Origin of the sequence: Pantoea sp. Cy-640 (assembly GCF_011752635.1) — a bacterium.
GTDB classification, from domain to species: Bacteria; Pseudomonadota; Gammaproteobacteria; order Enterobacterales; family Enterobacteriaceae; genus Pantoea; species Pantoea dispersa.
The window spans coordinates 492119-508714 of record NZ_VWXB01000001.1; the positions used below are offsets into that span (position 1 = coordinate 492119).

16 protein-coding genes are annotated in these 16596 nt (G+C 55.8%); 8 read left to right on the forward strand and 8 right to left on the reverse strand.

All coding sequences use genetic code 11. From position 1 onward, the window contains the following. Positions 1-20: 20 nt before the first annotated feature. Positions 21-947 carry a DNA replication terminus site-binding protein gene (gene tus, locus F3J36_RS02415; RefSeq protein WP_021506161.1) on the reverse strand — a complete coding sequence of 309 codons (927 nt, stop codon included), beginning with the start codon at positions 945-947 and terminating at the stop codon, positions 21-23. Positions 948-1157: 210 nt separating this feature from the next. Between tus and F3J36_RS02420 the strand changes: the two genes are divergently transcribed. Continuing rightward, on the forward strand, positions 1158-2345 hold the full coding sequence (locus F3J36_RS02420; RefSeq protein WP_166718764.1) for an MFS transporter: 1188 nt from the start codon (positions 1158-1160) through the stop codon (positions 2343-2345). Between the two features lie 778 nt (positions 2346-3123). Continuing rightward, positions 3124-3609 (forward strand): Rrf2 family transcriptional regulator, encoded by a 486-nt coding sequence (locus tag F3J36_RS02425; RefSeq protein ID WP_031279147.1) that lies wholly within the window; start codon positions 3124-3126, stop codon positions 3607-3609. Positions 3610-3801: 192 nt separating this feature from the next. On the opposite strand, the gene oqxB is transcribed toward F3J36_RS02425, so the two are convergent. Continuing rightward, on the reverse strand, positions 3802-6957 hold the full coding sequence (oqxB, locus tag F3J36_RS02430; RefSeq protein WP_166718765.1) for a multidrug efflux RND transporter permease subunit OqxB: 3156 nt from the start codon (positions 6955-6957) through the stop codon (positions 3802-3804). A gap of 18 nt (positions 6958-6975) precedes the next feature. After that, positions 6976-8130 (reverse strand): efflux RND transporter periplasmic adaptor subunit, encoded by a 1155-nt coding sequence (locus F3J36_RS02435; protein ID WP_031279145.1) that lies wholly within the window; start codon positions 8128-8130, stop codon positions 6976-6978. Between the two features lie 292 nt (positions 8131-8422). Here F3J36_RS02435 and F3J36_RS02440 point away from each other — a divergent pair, with 292 nt between their 5' ends. From F3J36_RS02440 to F3J36_RS02450, 3 genes are all read left to right on the forward strand, one after another. Further along, a complete protein-coding gene (locus F3J36_RS02440) occupies positions 8423-8773 on the forward strand; it encodes a helix-turn-helix domain-containing protein (RefSeq protein WP_021506154.1) in 351 nt (116 codons plus the stop codon). A gap of 87 nt (positions 8774-8860) precedes the next feature. Then, positions 8861-9295: a ribonuclease domain-containing protein gene (locus F3J36_RS02445; RefSeq protein ID WP_166718766.1), complete on the forward strand. Its 435-nt coding sequence runs from the start codon at positions 8861-8863 to the stop codon at positions 9293-9295. Positions 9296-9297: 2 nt separating this feature from the next. Further along, on the forward strand, positions 9298-9567 hold the full coding sequence (locus tag F3J36_RS02450; RefSeq protein ID WP_166718767.1) for a barstar family protein: 270 nt from the start codon (positions 9298-9300) through the stop codon (positions 9565-9567). Here F3J36_RS02450 and F3J36_RS02455 read toward each other — a convergent pair whose 3' ends face one another. After that, the gene (locus tag F3J36_RS02455) at positions 9568-11940 is read right to left on the reverse strand and encodes a virulence factor SrfC family protein (protein WP_166718768.1); all 2373 of its coding nucleotides are present in this window, start codon (positions 11938-11940) and stop codon (positions 9568-9570) included. A gap of 232 nt (positions 11941-12172) precedes the next feature. Here F3J36_RS02455 and F3J36_RS02460 point away from each other — a divergent pair, with 232 nt between their 5' ends. Further along, positions 12173-12790 (forward strand): LysE family translocator, encoded by a 618-nt coding sequence (locus tag F3J36_RS02460; protein ID WP_166718769.1) that lies wholly within the window; start codon positions 12173-12175, stop codon positions 12788-12790. Positions 12791-12837: 47 nt separating this feature from the next. Here the strand turns inward: F3J36_RS02460 and F3J36_RS02465 are convergent, their stop codons facing one another. The 4 genes from F3J36_RS02465 to F3J36_RS02480 all read right to left on the reverse strand — a co-directional run bounded on the left by F3J36_RS02465 (position 12838) and on the right by F3J36_RS02480 (position 15138). Then, positions 12838-13140, reverse strand: a complete 303-nt coding sequence (locus F3J36_RS02465) for a CcdB family protein (RefSeq protein WP_166718770.1) — start codon at positions 13138-13140, stop codon at positions 12838-12840. 2 nt (positions 13141-13142) lie between these two features. Next, positions 13143-13361 carry a type II toxin-antitoxin system CcdA family antitoxin gene (locus F3J36_RS02470; RefSeq protein WP_166718771.1) on the reverse strand — a complete coding sequence of 73 codons (219 nt, stop codon included), beginning with the start codon at positions 13359-13361 and terminating at the stop codon, positions 13143-13145. Between the two features lie 67 nt (positions 13362-13428). Beyond that, positions 13429-14484 (reverse strand): phage integrase Arm DNA-binding domain-containing protein, encoded by a 1056-nt coding sequence (locus tag F3J36_RS02475; RefSeq protein ID WP_166718772.1) that lies wholly within the window; start codon positions 14482-14484, stop codon positions 13429-13431. A gap of 21 nt (positions 14485-14505) precedes the next feature. Then, on the reverse strand, positions 14506-15138 hold the full coding sequence (locus F3J36_RS02480; RefSeq protein WP_166718773.1) for a hypothetical protein: 633 nt from the start codon (positions 15136-15138) through the stop codon (positions 14506-14508). Between the two features lie 273 nt (positions 15139-15411). On the opposite strand from F3J36_RS02480, the gene F3J36_RS02485 reads away from it, so the two are divergent. Both F3J36_RS02485 and F3J36_RS02490 read left to right on the forward strand, forming a co-directional pair. Beyond that, the gene (locus tag F3J36_RS02485) at positions 15412-15678 is read left to right on the forward strand and encodes a hypothetical protein (RefSeq protein ID WP_166718774.1); all 267 of its coding nucleotides are present in this window, start codon (positions 15412-15414) and stop codon (positions 15676-15678) included. Positions 15679-15796: 118 nt separating this feature from the next. Further along, positions 15797-16534: an SDR family oxidoreductase gene (locus F3J36_RS02490; RefSeq protein WP_166718775.1), complete on the forward strand. Its 738-nt coding sequence runs from the start codon at positions 15797-15799 to the stop codon at positions 16532-16534. The last annotated feature ends 62 nt before the right edge of the window (positions 16535-16596 follow it).

Genomic DNA, 16596 nt, shown 5'->3' on the forward strand with positions numbered 1-16596 from the left:
TGTCGCGCTGTTTTTTTGCCTTACAGACGGTCACTCCATAAATGCAGCCGCGGGATGATCAGATGCAGCGGCTGCGCCAGCGGCTTGTAACGGTGCGCGATGTTTTCAGCATCGTAATCCAGCAGTTCACCCAGCGTCGGCACCTGCGTACGATCGCGGCACAACACCAGCAGCGGCGAAGGGCAGGCCAGCTGCAGCTGTTTTTTCTCGCTGGCGCGCCACAGCCGCGCGATAGGTTGCACTTTAACCGGCCGCTTGATCTTCAGTTGCGCGCCGTCCGGCAATGACCGCACCCGCTCCAGCTCCTGCTGCACTTTCTCTGCCCACTGTTCGCGCGTCCACGGTGCCTGCGCGCGGTTCGCCTTCAGGCTGCGCTCCAGCTGCTCGACGATGGCCTCGCGCGTCACCTTCTTGATGATGTTTTTATTCGCCCAGCCAAAACGCAGCGTATCCGGCGCCTGCAGTAGCGTGACGCTGCGGTAGGCGTTGAGCGTGATCAGGCCACGCAGATGCTGGTGCACAAACTCAAAACGCGCCTCGCTCGGCAGGCCGGAGTCGACGGTGATCAATTGCTCCAGCCGCTGTTTGAGGGTGTTGATGGTCGTGACCTGCTGCTCCAGTCGCTGGCTGGCCGCCTCATCCGCCTCAATGCAGAGGGCGCCAGGCAGACGCACCGCCGCTTTGGTGCTGAGTTTTTCTGACTGATGCTGCATAAACAGGCGACAATAGTGGGCGAGGGCCATTTCGCGCGCGCGTTTACCGAGATGCTGGGTCACCGCGATGCGGTTGATTTCATCATGCTCTTTGCCTTTCTCGATCTCCGGCAGGCTAAACACGCGCGCCAGCAACAGCGGCTGCTGTTCAACAGACGCGCGCAGTGCAGTGAGTTCGCGCTCCAGCGTATTCACGCATTCGTGTAAATCAGCCACCAAATCGTAGCGAGCCATTACAGTTCTCCATAGTTACAACATACCAAAGGGTGGCACTGAATGACGCGGCGAGCAAGCAGGCATACTAGTTACAACATACTGAAATAAGGTTTATCCATCCAGTCACTGAAACCCCGGCGTGGAATTCGGCTCAACAGGGCGCGCGGGCATTTTTCCTGTCCGATGAACATGTTATAACCGTGATTTACCTGTTAACGGATATTAGCTGTGGAGTATCAGCCAAAACCGGGCGCGCCCGCTATCGTCACGCTCGGCGCCGTGCAGATCCTGTCATGGGGCGGATCGTTTTATCTGATGGCCGTGATGGCTAACCCGATCATCGCGGAAACCGGCTGGTCGCAGCAGTGGGTGTATGGCGCACTTTCGCTTGGCATTCTGGTCTCCGGCCTGCTGGCACCGCTGTGCGGCCGGCTGATTGCCCGCGCACAGGGTCGCCGACTGCTGGCGGCGAGCGGGGCGGTGATGGCGCTCGGGCTGGTGATCATGGCGCTGAGCCACAGTTTGCCGCTGTTTCTGTTCGCCTGGCTGATTATCGGCGCGGGCATGGCGATGGGCCTGTATGACGCGCTGTTCGCCACGCTGGGCACCTTATATGGCGGCCAGGCGCGTGGCGCGATTACCGGTATTACGCTGATTTCAGGATTCTGTACCTCGCTGGTGTGGCCCGGCATCGCGTTGCTGATCCACTGGCTGGAGTGGCGCGGTGCCTGTCTGGCCATTGCCGCGCTGCTGTGCCTGGCGGTGCTGCCGGCTTACCTGTATGCGCTGCCGGCGCCGCGCACGCCATCCAGACCAAAAGCCGCGCAACAGCATACCGCACAGAATTCGCTGGCCCCCACGCTGTTCTGGCTGCTGTGCAGCATCTTTACCCTCGCGTCGGTGATCATGACGGCGATATCGGTGCAGCTGATTACCCTGCTGCAGGCGAGCGGGCATTCGCTGAGCGCCGCGCTGGCGATCAGCACGCTGCTGGGGCCGTGCCAGGTGGCGTCGCGCATTGTCGATATGGCGTTCAAACGCGGCCATCCCATCTGGACCACTTTCTTTTCAGTCGGGCTGGTGGCGCTGGGATTACTGCTGCTGGCCTGTTATCCCGCGTGGGCGCTGGTGAGTATGGTGCTGTACGGTGCAGGAAATGGCTTGCGGGCTATCGTGCGCGGTACGCTGCCGCTGGCGATGGTGAAACCGGAAGAGTACGCCATTGTAGTTGGCCGCATGGCGCGACCGGCGCTGATTGGTCAGGCGCTCACACCGCTGATTGGCGGCTATATTTTCCAGCATTCCGGTGCGCAGGCTACGCTGTGGCTGTTATGCGGGCTGGCGCTGATCAACGTGCTTTTGGTGGTGGTGCTGAAGCGAAAATTGCCGGCAGGCGCTCCGGAATCCGCAGGTTGAAATCACCACTGACGGCTAACGGGCAGAGATGGCCGCTGCTGCGCTTTAGTGGCGATCCGTCAGATATTGCAGCAGGCAACACAACGCGCTTAACAGCAGAGTGCAGCCAGCCGAGACAATGAAAGGCAGCGGTGCCATCCGCACGCATTGCCATAAGGTTGGCGCGTTCAGGCAGCTGGTTGCCGCCGTAATGATGCCCACCGTCAGCGGGAGAACGGTCAGCAATAATGCGCCGACGACCGGGGATAATACAGACATTATTTCGCGACTCGAAAATAGTAACGGCGCGCATTTTGTGCAAAAAATAGCAAGGGAATCATGACCCGGATCAATATTATTCCTTTCAGAAGCCGGTTTATCGACCCTGACGCAGCCCCCTTCGCCGGGGTGTTTTTGTTTCTTACACAGAAACAATGGTTTGTCTGAAGGTCGGTTGCGCACATGGCGCACCAAGCGTGCAGAAAGGATCGTCCCTTTGTCACAACATCCTTTGCCAGCCCGCAGCTACAGCGGTGGGGGCAAAAAGTGACACATCGCTCATATTGTTGCGCAAGGCTCAGAGTGCTAAAGCGGCCAGCGGCATGTCATACTGGAATATTTTCATATAAATTCAATAGTTTAAACCGATATCAAAGCGGGTATTAGCGCAGGTTAGTCACGGGTGGAAAGCATTTTCGGTATTCTAAAAAGCAACAGTGTTTGTTATATTTATTGCTCATTGATTATTCACTGCCGCGGTATGAAAACAAGAAGATAGGCCGCAACTCAGGAAACAGAAATGCTAGATTACCGCTTCCCGACAGCTTTGCAGATGGTTTTGAGCGTAGCGATGGCGGAGCAATTGGGTAAACGCTCGACCAGTGCCATTCTGGCGTACGGTCTTGAAGCGAACCCCAGTTTCATTCGGAAACTCATGGTTCCGTTAACGCGCGATGGCATCATTGTCTCGACGCTTGGCCGTACCGGCTCGATCCATCTGGGTCGTCCGGCCGCTGAGATCACGCTGCGCGATATCTACACTTCAGTGATTGAAGACAAAAAACTGTGGGCGTCGCGCCCCGATGTCGCACCGCGCTGCCTGGTCAGCGCCAACCTGTGCTGGTACTTCAAATCGATCGCGGAGCAAGCGGAAGAGGCGTCGCTTAAAGTGCTGGAAACCCGCACCGTCGCCGATGCCCTTAACGAGCTGAAAAAGCACGATACCAGCAACTGCGAACCGCTGCCTGACCTCGAAATCGCCGAACTCTGCAAAAAAGACCGCTAACCTCGCGTGCGCATCGCTGATGCGCACCTTTCCATTCCGCTTCTGTACGCGCAATCTACCCCTGTAAATCCTGTGAAATCCGGCTGCTGTGCTCTGGCGCAGAGGCGCACTGTTGCTGTGTAACATCGTCATGCTGCGCCAGGCAAAAAAAATCCGGGCACGATGGCCCGGATGGGTTTTACTCCTCAGCGTTTACACCGTCTGCGTTTCCACCGCCGGCTGCTGTTTGCGCGTCACCAGCTTACGCAGCGTCACGTAGAACACCGGCGTCAGGAACAGGCCAAACAGCGTAACCCCCAGCATGCCCGAGAACACGGTGATACCGGTTACGCCGCGCACTTCGGCGCCCGCACCTTCGCCCAGAATCAGCGGCACGGTGCCGGCGATAAAGGCGATGGAGGTCATGACGATGGGGCGCAGACGCAGGCGACAGGCTTCCAGCGCCGACTCCACAATCCCTTTGCCCTGCATCTCAAGTTCGCGGGCGAACTCGACGATCAGGATGGCGTTCTTACATGCCAGCCCCATCAGCACCACCAGGCCGACCTGGACAAACACGTTGTTATCGCCGCCGGTCAGCCACACGCCGACCAGTGCGGAGAGCATCGTCACCGGTACGATCAGGATCACCGCCAGCGGCAGCGTCCAGCTCTCATACAGCGCCGCCAGTACCAGGAACGCCAGTAGAACCGCCACCGGGAACACGATAAACGCGGTGTTGCCCTGGGTTGCCTGCTGATAGCTCAGGTCGGTCCATTCGATATTCATGCCGTTCGGCAGCACCTGGCTGGACATCGCCTCGAGTTTCTCCATCGCCTGCGCGGAAGAGAGCACGCGCGGATCGGCATCGCCAATCAGGTCGGCCGCCGGATAGCCGTTATAGCGAATCACCGGGTCCGGACCGTAGGTGGTGGTGATGTTCACCATGCTGCCAATCGGCACCATCTCACCGCGATCGTTACGGGTGCGCAGGTTCGCGATATCCTGCACGCTGTCGCGGAAATCCCCGTCGGCCTGCGCCATCACACGCCAGGTACGACCAAACTTATTGAAGTCGTTGACGTAAGAGGAACCCAGATACACCTGCAGCGTCGTGAACAGATCGGTCAGCGATACGCCCTGTGCTTTGGCTTTGTCGCGATCAACCTGCACATCCAGCTGCGGCACGTTGGCCTGATAGGAGGAGATCGGGAACATCATGCCAGGCGTCTGCATCACCGCACCGGACAGGGTATTAATCGCGGTTTGCAGCGCACCATAGCCCAGGCCCGCACGGTCCTGCACATACAGCGAATAGCCCGATCCCTGGCCCAGACCAAGGATCGGCGGTGGCATGATGGAGAAACCGAAGCCCTGCTGGATTTTGGAAATTTTCGCGTTGATCTCAGCATTAATTTCCGCCGCAGTGCGGCTGCGTTCGCTGAACGGCTTCAGACCGAAGAACACCGTGCCGGTATTGGGCGTATTGGTGAACTGCAGCGCATTCAGGCCGGGGAAGGCGACGGAGTAGGCCACGCCTTCGGTGTTCATGCCGATTTCGCTCATCTTACGAATCACTTCATCGGTACGCGCCAGCGATGAGCCTTCCGGCATCTTCACGCCACCAATCAGGTACAGCTTATCCTGCGTCGGAATGAAGCCGCCTGGCACGGTATGGAACATGAAGCCGGCACCGGCCAGCAGCAGCACGTACACGCCAAACACCGCACCGCGCCGGCGCAGGGTTTTGCCGACCATCAATTCATAGCCGTCCGAGCTGCGCTGGAAGAAGCGGTTAAACGGCCGGAACACCCAGCCTAGCAGGCGATCGATCAGGCGCGTCGGCAGGTCCTTCGGCGCACCGTGCGCCTTCAGCAGTTTCGCCGCCAGCGCCGGAGAGAGCGTCAGCGAGTTAATCGCCGAAATCACCGTCGAAATGGCAATGGTCACGGCAAACTGCTTATAGAACTGACCGGTTACGCCCGAGAGGAAGGCCATCGGCACAAACACTGCACACAGCACCAGCGCGATGGCGATAATCGGCCCGGAGACCTCGCGCATGGCCTGGTGAGCTGCCGCCACCGGTGTTAAGCCCTGCTCAATGTTACGCTCGACGTTCTCCACCACCACGATGGCGTCATCGACCACGATCCCAATCGCCAGCACCAGCCCGAACAGGCTCAGGGTATTGAGCGAAAAGCCCAGCAGGTAGAGCACGCTGAAGGTACCGACCACCGACACCGGCACGGCCAGCAGCGGGATGATCGAGGCGCGCCACGTCTGCAGGAACAGAATCACCACCAGCACCACCAGCACGATGGCTTCGAACAGCGTCTGGACCACGGCGCGGATCGAGTCACGCACGAACACCGTCGGGTCATAAGGCGCGGCCCACTGCACGTCATCCGGTAAGCGCGTTGCCAGCTCGGCCATCTTGGCGCGTACCGCATTCGACAGGTCGATGGCGTTTGCACCCGGCGACTGGAAGATACCGATACCAACCGCATCCTTGTTGTTCAGCTGCGAACGCAGGGCATAGCTGCCGGAGCCCATCTCGATGCGCGCCACGTCACGCAGGCGCACCAGCGTGCCGTCATCGGCGGTTTTCAGGATGATGTTGCCAAACTGCGCCTCATCTTCCAGCCGCCCCTGGGTGTTGATCGACAGCAGGAAATCGCTCTCTTTCTTCGTCGGCTCTGCGCCCAGCTGCCCGGCAGAAACCTGCACGTTCTGCTCCTGCATGGCGCTGACCACGTCGCCGGCGGTCATGCCGCGCGCCGCCACTTTGTTCGGGTCGAGCCAGACGCGCATCGCGTAGTCACCGGCACCGAAGATCTGAATCTGGCCGACGCCTGGCAGGCGCGCCAGCTCATCTTTCACCTTCAGCGTGGCGTAGTTACGCAGATAGAGCGAATCGTACTTGCCGTGGGGCGAGAACAGATGCACCACCAGCGTCAGGGTAGGTGACTGCTTCTGGGTGGTCAGGCCGAGCTGACGCACCTCTTCCGGCAGACGCGCTTCAGCCTGTGCTACGCGGTTTTGCACCTGGACCTGCGCCTGATCGGGATCGGTTCCCGGGCGGAAGGTCACGGTGGTAACCAGCACGCCATCTGAGCCGGCCACCGACTTCATGTACATCATGTTTTCCACCCCGTTGATCGCTTCTTCCAGCGGCGTTGCCACCGAATCAGCAATCACTTTGGGGTTGGCACCGGGATATTCTGCGCGCACCTGCACGCTGGGTGGCACCACGTTGGGGTATTCACTGATCGGCAACAGCGGAATGGCGATCAGTCCGGTGGTAAATATCAAAATCGATAGGACCGCGGCGAAAATCGGTCGGTCGATAAAAAAGCGGGAGAAATCCATAACGGGCAGTCTCGATTATTATTGAGCGGAGCGCATGGCCACCGGCTGCGCTTTTACCGGCATACCGGGCATGAACACTTTCTGCAGACCGTTGACAATCACCTTGTCGCCTGGCTTCAGACCCTGCTGCACAATACGCAGGCCGTTAGCCAGATCGCCCAGCTGAACATCGCGGCGTTCGGCTTTGCCTTGCGCATCAACCACGTAAACGTATTTACGATCCTGGTCGGTCAGTACCGCGCGGTCGTCGACCAGCAGCGCGTTGAATTCTGCGCTGCCCGGCAGCCGCACGCGGGCAAACAGGCCTGGGGTAAACTGACGCTGCTGATTGTCGAGCGTGGCGCGCATGCGAATGGTGCCGGTGCTGGCGGTCAGCTGGTTATCGAGAAAATCGACGGTGCCGCGGTGCGGATAGCCCTGTTCGCCGGTCAGCGCAATCTCTACCGGCAGCGAACCGCGGTTCTGGCCCTGACGCGCCATCGCCTGGTACTGCAGATAGATCGCTTCGTCGACGTCAAAGTAGACGTACATGCGGTCCTGCGAAACCAGCGTGGTGAGAACGCTGGCGCTGTCGCCGGCGGTCACCAGGTTACCGGTGGTGATCATCGCCCGGCTGGCGCGACCATCAATCGGCGCGGTGACGCGGGTAAAGTCGAGGTTCAGCTGCGCCATATCGACTGCCGCCTGGGCGGCCAGCACGCTGGCCTGCGCCTGACTGGCGGTCGAACGCCGCTGTTCCCACTCTTCGCGCGACACCACCTGGGTGCCGATCAGCTTGTCGGTACGGGCCGACTCGCTGCGGGCCAGCGCCGCCTGGCTACGCGCGCTGGCCAGTTCGGCCTGCGCCTGCTCCAGCGTGGCGCGGTAGGTGCGGTCATCAATGGTAAACAGCACCTGACCTTTCTTCACCTCATCGCCTTCGCGATAGTTAACCTGATCGATGTAGCCCGAGACGCGCGGACGCAGCTGCACGCTCTGCACCGCTTCAATGCGGCCATTGAAGCTATCCCACTGGCTGACTTTTTGTTGCACCACCTGCGCGACACTCACTTCGGGCGGAGGCGGCGGCGCGTTTTGCGCCACACCGCGATCACAACCGGCCAGCAGGCTTCCCAGCAACATCACTCCTGACAGGCTTACGGCCCGACGAACCCCATATGTTTGCAGATGCATTGTTGTTATTCCGCGTTGGTGAAAAAGAAAGGAGACGTACGAAAAATCTGCAACTTTTAAGATTGCATTAAAACCACAGGAGTGTAGGCTTGGGCGAACTGCATCTGCAAGAATATCTGATACACTTTATGTGCGGTTTTGATCAATTCGTAACAGGTAGCGAAAGCCCCTACGGCGAGTGCGGCATTTAATGCAATAATAAAACTTGCATTAAGTGCGATAGTCAGTCACCCTTAAAGTGTAATTGCAACTGATACTGATACTGTTCGCCATGGCGACGGGAGAGAATGGGATGATGAGCGACGCTTTTATTCACGATCTGATCGACTGGATTGATAACAACATTGAAGCACGTCTGGATCTGGACACCGTAGCGGGGCGCGCCGGCTATTCGAAGTGGCACCTGCAGCGTATGTTCAAAGAGCACACCGGCTATCCGCTGGGTGAGTACATCCGGGCTAAGAAGCTGAAAAAATCGGCCGACCGCCTGACCACCACCAACGAACCGATCCTCAACGTGGCCATTTCGCTGGGCTTCGATTCTCAGCAGTCGTTTAACCGCAGCTTCAAGCGCCAGTATGGCGTGGCACCGGGCGCATGGCGTCGTCACGCCGCGCACACCCCGAGCGCGATGCAGCAGTAAACCTCCGCCAGGGCCAGCCATGCTGGCCCGCGTTTTTCCCCGCCTGAAACCTGCTATTATCGGCGTCCTGCTTTTCAGGATGTCACTATGTCGAAAAAACTCTGGATTGGATTACTGTTTGCGCTGGTGGTTTGCTGGATCGGGCTGAAGCCCCATCTGAGCGGTACTGCGCCGGAAAAACAGACGGATATTGCGCAACTGACCGATGCAAAGCGCGTGGCGCGCTGGCTGCAGCAGCATCACCGTTTGCCTGATTTTTATCTCACCAAAAGCGCGGCACGTCGTCAGGGCTGGAACCCGGCGCAGGGTAACCTGTGTGAGGTGTTGCCAGGGCGGGCGATTGGCGGCGATCGCTTCAGTAACCGCGAACGGCGGCTGCCGATGCAGGCCGGGCGTCAGTGGTATGAAGCGGACGTCAATTACGACTGCGGCCACCGCGATGCCGATCGTCTGCTTTACTCTTCTGATGGGCTGATCTTTCTCACCACCGATCACTATCGCAGCTTCACGCCGGTACCCTGACTATGCTGACACTCCATTTTGATTTTCGCACGCTGGGCACGCGCCAGGCCTTTTATCAGGCGCTGGTCGATCAGAGCGGCTGCGGTGAACGCTTTGGTTACAATCTGGATGCGCTGTGGGACTGGCTGACCGGCGGTATGGCGCTGCCGGCAACGCTGCATCTGGAGCATGTCGCCGAGGTCAGCACCAGCGCGGAGTTTGCCCCGGTGCTGGCGCTGCTGGAAGAGGCGGCGCAGCAGCTGGCAGGCGAGCTGCGCCTGATTACACACTGACTACGCGTGCAGCGGCAGCAGCATAATCGCCAGCGTCTGGCGTGCGCTGGCCGGCAAATCGCCGCCGCCGGTGTAGCCGTTATTCTCGACGATCAGCGAATTTAACCCCACCAGCCAGTCATAAATGTAATAGGCGGTGTGGTTAGCCGGCGCGGCAGACAGCCGCGTCAGACGCTGGCCTGATGAAAAGCTGACGCTGGGCGCCGGCGGGCGGGCGAAAATCGGGCTGCCGCGATTGACGCGACTCTGTGGCCGTTCACGTTCATCCCGCTGCAGGAAGCCGAGCCAGGCGACGAAGTCACCCAGCACCGTCATGGCACGCGACACCTGGCGATCGGTGCGCGCTTCATGGGCACTGGCCTGCGTCTCCGTTTCGTTCAGCGCGCTTTGCAGTTTGCTCAGCACCTGCAGACGGAAGCTGGCGGTGATGAGCTCCTCCACCAGCAGTTCCAGCGTCGGCTTATCAACGTTGAGCAGCGCCAGCAGGCTCTGGCTCTCCGGCAGCTGACGCAGGTGCGCCAGCCACAGCGCGAACACCTGCTGGGGAAACTGCTGATCGCGCTGGCCACTGCTGCTGCGCGGTTCGGCGGTGGTTACCGGCTCATCGTTAAACAGGTCAAACTCAAAACCAATACCAAAATAGCTCTGCTCCACCGCGGCCGGCTGACCGCCGGTGGACGGCGTGCTGCCGTGGCTCTGACTCAGCCACAGCTGGCGCACCGCTTCGCGCGACGGCTGCAGACGCTCAAGCAGCTCGCCGTGCAGACCGGTGCGATGTTGTAAACACTTCAGCAGCGTATCGGCGATGGCCTGTTTCCGCGCGGCCTGTTCCGGCGTGGCGCTGGCTTCGGTCCACGGCTGCAGACGCTCCACCAGTTTCTGCTGCAGCGTGCTGAGCTGCAGCGCCAGCCGGTCGCGCCGTGCCTCCGGCTGCATCTCATCCTGCAGCCAGCTGCTCATGCGGTCGACGCCAGCGCGATCGCGCGCCAGCATGGAGCCCCAGCTCTGGCCAGGCTGACCAATCTGCCGCTGTACCGCTTCATCGACGTTGATTTGCGACTGCTGATAGCGCGCATCGTGCGGCGTAATCGCCCAAATCAGGCGCGGCTTGTCTGCGCTGGCCGTCGCGCTCTGCTGCAATTGCCACTCGCGCAGCGCGCTGGCGGCGAGATCCGCATCCTGACGCTGGCTGGCGGCGGTACAAATCAGCATTAAATCGATGCCCTGACGGGCGGCATAGAAGCCCGGCAGCAGGGCACGTTTCTGCTCCAGCAGACTGGCGCGCAGCGCATCACGCGCCTGCAGCCTTGCGCGCTCATCCTGCTGATCGCGGTCGGCGGGCGTGCCCGGCGCGGGCAGTTCCAGCATATCGGCTTCGTCATACAGCGCCTGACGCGGCGTCGAACTGAGCGGCAGGGTGATTTCCAGCGTCAGCAGCGCCAGCCAGCCGAGCGGTACCGACTGCGGTTTGCCCACGCGGTTGGCGACAACCGGACACACTTCAATCAATTCGTTCAGGTCGGCGTCATGGCCGATGAGCTTTTCAGCGGGCAGCGAGGCGTCATCCACCAGCAGGCTGAGCGGTGCCAGCACGCGCGGCGCATGCCGCAGCTGATGGCGCAGATGCAGCAGGCTGCGCAGGGTTTCATTCAGCGCCGGACGCTGCGGCCACAGCAGCGCAAACAGCTGCACGCGGTCGTCCACGTTGAGCCACGGTGCCAGCTCAATCGCCTGCGGCCAGAAATGACGGTCCAGCACCTCGGCATGGTCGGGCTGGCGGCGATGCCACGCCCACAGCGTCACCAGCGCATCGCTGTCGAGGCCGGGCTGCATCTCGCTCTGGCGATGGCGCTGCAGGCGCTGCAGCGCGGCATCAATCGCCGCGCTGTCCGGCTGGGTTTCCGCGCTGGCACAGGCCAGCATCAGACGAATCAGCTCGGCTTCGCTCAGCAGCGTCATCTCCAGCGGCCACGCGCCTGACTGCGCTTCACGCTGATGGCTGAAACGGGTGGCGATGGCAAAATCGAGATTGCCGGGATTGATGTGCTGAAAATAGTTCAGGGTTTTGTCGCCGAGACGGGCGATCAGCTGGCCCTGCGCGTCGCCGACCATTTCACTCAGCAGCCAGGCTTTACCCGCCTGCGACTGACCAAACAGCGCCAGGGTGACCGGCCGCGCCAGCTGTCGCGCCAGCGCGTGGCTCTCAACGCGGGCGCGCCGCAGCTGGAGCCGCAGCGTATCGGCTTCCAGCGCGAGACGCGGTGAGTGCGCCTGGTGGCTCTCCACCCAGTTCAGCGCGCCGTCAACCGTCTCCTGCAGCAGGCCCAGGCGTTTAGCAGGCGTCGCCGGCGTGGCTTTTTTGGCAGTTCTCATCGTTTACACACGCTCCCGCTGTCGATCCAGTACTTCGGCATATAAAAAATTCAATAAAATCATATCATTAAAAACCACAGTTCAAAATCATTCGAAATTCATTCAAAAGTAACAATCAATCAAATTGTTGCCGTATGTGCTCAGCACGAATAGCTCAGATTTATGAAGCACACAAATTGTTCACATCATACCCTTAGCTTTCCTTTTCAATCGTAAAAAGAGAGAGAGTTTAATGACGTTTGATTCATGGTTGATTTTGCTTCTGGCTTGCTGTGGTGCTTGTGTCATCCCAGGTCCGAACTCCCTCATTGTGTTGAGTCATAGCGCGCGCTTTGGTGTGCCTAAAACGATTTGGACGATGGCAGGAGGTATGCTTGGGTTCATGTTCTTAATGACGATTACTGTGCTTGGTCTGGGAGCCGTCATGACAAGTTATCCGTGGGTTCTGGATATCCTGAAGAACATCGGTTCGCTTTATCTCGCGTTGATTGGACTTCGCCTGTGGTGGTCAATTGAAAATGATATGGAATATCAGGTTGATCACTTTCAGGGATTCAGTGTGTATAAGCTTTTTTTAGAAGGATTGATTTCAGCAATAACGAACGTGAACGCTTTGTTTTTCTTTATCTCAATAATACCAAACATAATCAATAACGATCATAATATCTTTTTACAGGCCGTAGAGTGTTCCCTGACTCTGGGAATTTGTGAATTTTGCTTCGAATTCCTTTTTGCTTTAGCGACGGTCTATTTTGCTAAGAAAATTTTGAAACCGGGTAAGGTCTTCAATCGAATCTGTGGTTCCATCTTCTTCGGCTTTGCAGTCTTGCTTCAATTTAAACAATACTAACTCCAAATACAAAAAACCCGCCGAAAGGCGGGTTCTTAGTTTTAGAATCAAATGCCCCAGAAGAGCATGTTTATTGCATTGTTAATCACATCACTTGAGGATGAAAGCGAAACAACCTTTTCCCCTAAAAGATTCTCGCGAACTGAAGCCATTTCGCTAATCTTCATCCGATAGTATTCATCGTTAACAAAAAGTTTAGGCATCAAAATCTGATTGACGTTTCCAGAGAATTGTTCAGCAGGATAGAGCGGAGCAACCATCTTAAAACCAGGGATATCGATGATATCACTCTGAACATCGACAACAAATTTAACCTCAGCGTTATTATAAATAAAAACATCATATTGCATCGTTACCAGCTCCGATGCTTATCAGAAAATGAACCATATTTTTCAGTATGAGCGGCAATCTCAGCCATTCCAGCACGGTTCTCTTCAATAAATTGTTCTCTTTTGATTTTCTTTACCTCCTCAGCGAAAAAGGTGTCAGTCAATGCTGACACGTTGACACCATGATTAAGAAGAAACTTATGATTAGAAATTTCTACGTTAACGCTCACTTTACCTTTCATTGTTACACCCTCTTTGGTAAGAAAGGTATCATTCTAAGGGTGTAACTATTTGGCGTCAATGGTAGGATTAAACTTCGACGAACGCATTGTCGCGCGTGTCAGTATACTTATCTGTCATCGCGGAGTTCTTGTGACCTAACAGACGTTGTGAGAACTCGCCGTCATTCTCTTCTTTATAGAGTCGAGCGGACAACGAACGGATCTCATGAAACGAAGGCGCGGTTCCTTCCCATTTGAGTTTTGACGACTCACGCGACTTGAGGAACGCGCGAGACAGTTTGTCGCGACCACCTGAAACTGGGATCACAAAACCGCCTTCATCCTTAAATTGTTCGAGTTCTTTCAGAACCTGCTTGATGGTTTTATCAATCGCCTTCAATCCGTGAGCGGTATCGATGGCCACCTTAGAACCTGTCTTTTGCTGGATGACATAAATTTTGTTGTTGCGAATGTCTTCCCATTTCATCGCCTGAATATCACCGATGCGCTGACCTGTGAGAAGCGCCAGCTCAAAGCAAGGTTTCGCCCAGGGATAGAGGTCAGGTGTGTTATCACAAATCAGTTTGAATTCATCCAGAGACAAGCGCTCACGAACAACAGTGACGCGTTCTGTTTTGATGTACTCAATCGGGTTGACTTTCAGAACACCGTGAGCGATTGCCGTCGAGAAGACGTCCTTAAGAAAGTTCCTGATGCGGTTGTGCATCGTTGCCTTCCCGTCATCGCGCCAGGGTGCCAGGAAATCCGCTAAGACTTTTGTATCGATATCCTCGATGGCAAATGCCCCCATGCGTTCCTTGATGGTTTTGAGAAATCGGGTGTAACTCTCCATTGTCTTTGATGCTAACTTGCGACGATCGAGTTCTTTCTCATAGGACTCAAGCCAGTTGTTTAAGGTGTACTTCTTCACCTCGTTCATGCGGTCAAGTAGCTTAACAGGCTGAGCGAGATCCTGATAAAGCTCTAAGTTTGCCTCGATAGCCTGAGTGATGGCGGAGCGCTTATCGCGCCCCAGACCGTACTCCTTCCCTGAACGAGGATCTTTATAACTGTAATACCCCTGATTTCTTACGTAGAGGTTTGGAGGTAAATCGCGATTTACCGTAGAACGACGACGAGCCATTACATTAATCTCTTTTTGTTATTAAAACGGAATGTCATATTCAAAAATATCATCAGAAGTGCGTGGTGGAGGGGGTGTCTCCGCATAACCTGTGAGCTTTTCGGCTCTACGCCTTGAAATGACAATTACTTTTAAGATGTGTTGAATCAAGCGCGGTCCATTATCAAACGCCTCTTTCTTATACCTGGCTATCACGGCTTGCTGGCCATTGTGAATCTGGATGTCGTCATAAAAGTAACAACGACGATCGGCGAGATCCTGGGAAAGACGATCGATTTCCTCATTCATGACCAATGCCGCTTCGTGTGTCAGCTCGATAACCTCTTTTTTCTGTTCTTCTTCCATCATGCTCACTTCATCGGATTCGGCGAGTAAGGCCTGAATCTCTCTATCCTCTTCGATGGCTGCAACATGGTCCTCATTAATGATGTCATCAAAGTTCATGAAGAATTCTTTCAACCAACGTTCATATTTGTCCCATGCCTGACGCAAAGACTGAGAACCATCTTTATGCATCGACAGGAAAGCATTTGGCGCGCCTGACTGATTCATGACTAAGGCTGTCTTGCCGTTGTCGCGTGGCGAAATGGTGATGAAAGCGGTCAGATTTACACGGCATTCTTTCATGGAATCAAAAAATTCTGTTTTGTTCATTCTTCTGTGTCTCTCTCTGTGTGACTATGAAAGTAGTATACACGAAGTAGATACAAATGACAGTTGGTTTCGAACTAATTTTGAATGATTTGTGCGGTACTAAATTCAAGACAAAAAAAAGCCCCTCGAAAGGGGCAGTCTTAAGCCATGTCAATCAGCAAGGAAGGAGGCCAGATTGAAATTTCGTACTCATACCAGAAGGACGATCCACGATCAGTTGAACATGAATACCCCTCGGATATATAATGTATCAACATCAAAACCGGAGGTCAAATGCTGAACTTTACTTTGAAACTGTGGGGTAATTCCTACGCGCTTCGTATACCGTCCTCGATCATTCAACAGATGGAACTCAATGATCAAATGGAGGTGGAGGCTGAGATGGCAGGCAAAACGCTGATGTTACGCGCAAAACCTGAACACAATCCGAAAAAAACCTTAGATGAATATCTTGCTGAACTGACGCCTGAGAACTGTGAGCTTTCTCAAGAGGATATTGAATGGCTGAACATGAGACCAAAAGGGAAAGAACTCATTTAACCTCTTCTTTCTCTTTTTGCCTCATGAACCGCACACCTTAAAACGCTTTTCCTTAATGATTCTTTAGATTGTGCGAGAGCGGGAAACCGCTCTTTACATAACAGACTAAGGATCGCATATGAATGATTTTTCAAAAGTCGCATTAGTGACAGGTGCCACAGGTGGGATCGGACAATCTATCGCTGAACGTTTGTCAGACGATGGCTTTATTGTCTTTGTTCACTATTCAGGCAATAAAAGCAAAGCTGAAGAGGTCGTTCACGGTATTCAGGATAAAGGCGGCAAAGCTTTTGTTGTTCATGCTGACGTGACAAACGTGATTCAGGTTCGCGAAATGTTCGCCAAAACCAAAACCATTAACGGCAAGCTTGATGTTCTGGTGCATAGCGCTGGGATCATGCCGATGGCGAAAATCAATCCTGAAGGCATCGAAGAAACTCAGCGCGTCATCAATACCAATCTGATCGGTTCCGTGATTGTGCTATCTCATGCCGCTGACGCCATTGAAGGCGGTGGTCGTATCATTGCGCTTTCCTCAAGCGTAGTCGCGAAGAACTTCCCGAACTATGGCGGTTATATCGCATCGAAACTCGGTGTCGAAGGATTGGTTCGCGTGATGGCTAACGAGCTGGGCATTCGTAATATTAACGTGAATGCCGTCGCACCTGGCCCGACGGGCACCGCGCTCTTCTATAAGGATAAGACACAGGAGCAGATCGATTTCTTTAAACGTGCCTCACCACTGGGTCGCATTGGCACACCTGAGGACATTTCGAGCGCCGTCTCGATGCTGGCAGGTGAAGAAGGGGCCTGGATTAACGGACAGATAGTCCGCGTAAACGGCGGATTTGCCTAAACCCTCAGCCCCGCAACTCGCGGGGTTTTTTCTTCTTAATTTTTATGGAACTAATATCTTAA

Excerpts from the sequence above, each read along its gene's own strand:
- tus (WP_021506161.1), bottom strand. The coding sequence starts at position 947 with ATGGCTCGCTACGATTTGGTGGCTGATTTACACGAATGCGTGAATACG.
- F3J36_RS02470 (WP_166718771.1), bottom strand. The coding sequence starts at position 13,361 with ATGAAAGGTAAAGTGAGCGTTAACGTAGAAATTTCTAATCATAAGTTT.
- F3J36_RS02475 (WP_166718772.1), bottom strand. The coding sequence starts at position 14,484 with ATGGCTCGTCGTCGTTCTACGGTAAATCGCGATTTACCTCCAAACCTC.
- F3J36_RS02460 (WP_166718769.1), top strand. The coding sequence starts at position 12,173 with ATGACGTTTGATTCATGGTTGATTTTGCTTCTGGCTTGCTGTGGTGCT.
- F3J36_RS02485 (WP_166718774.1), top strand. The coding sequence starts at position 15,412 with ATGCTGAACTTTACTTTGAAACTGTGGGGTAATTCCTACGCGCTTCGT.
- F3J36_RS02440 (WP_021506154.1), top strand. The coding sequence starts at position 8,423 with ATGATGAGCGACGCTTTTATTCACGATCTGATCGACTGGATTGATAAC.
- F3J36_RS02425 (WP_031279147.1), top strand. The coding sequence starts at position 3,124 with ATGCTAGATTACCGCTTCCCGACAGCTTTGCAGATGGTTTTGAGCGTA.
- F3J36_RS02455 (WP_166718768.1), bottom strand. The coding sequence starts at position 11,940 with ATGAGAACTGCCAAAAAAGCCACGCCGGCGACGCCTGCTAAACGCCTG.
- F3J36_RS02450 (WP_166718767.1), top strand. The coding sequence starts at position 9,298 with ATGCTGACACTCCATTTTGATTTTCGCACGCTGGGCACGCGCCAGGCC.
- oqxB (WP_166718765.1), bottom strand. The coding sequence starts at position 6,957 with ATGGATTTCTCCCGCTTTTTTATCGACCGACCGATTTTCGCCGCGGTC.
- F3J36_RS02480 (WP_166718773.1), bottom strand. The coding sequence starts at position 15,138 with ATGAACAAAACAGAATTTTTTGATTCCATGAAAGAATGCCGTGTAAAT.
- F3J36_RS02435 (WP_031279145.1), bottom strand. The coding sequence starts at position 8,130 with ATGCATCTGCAAACATATGGGGTTCGTCGGGCCGTAAGCCTGTCAGGA.
- F3J36_RS02445 (WP_166718766.1), top strand. The coding sequence starts at position 8,861 with ATGTCGAAAAAACTCTGGATTGGATTACTGTTTGCGCTGGTGGTTTGC.
- F3J36_RS02465 (WP_166718770.1), bottom strand. The coding sequence starts at position 13,140 with ATGCAATATGATGTTTTTATTTATAATAACGCTGAGGTTAAATTTGTT.
- F3J36_RS02490 (WP_166718775.1), top strand. The coding sequence starts at position 15,797 with ATGAATGATTTTTCAAAAGTCGCATTAGTGACAGGTGCCACAGGTGGG.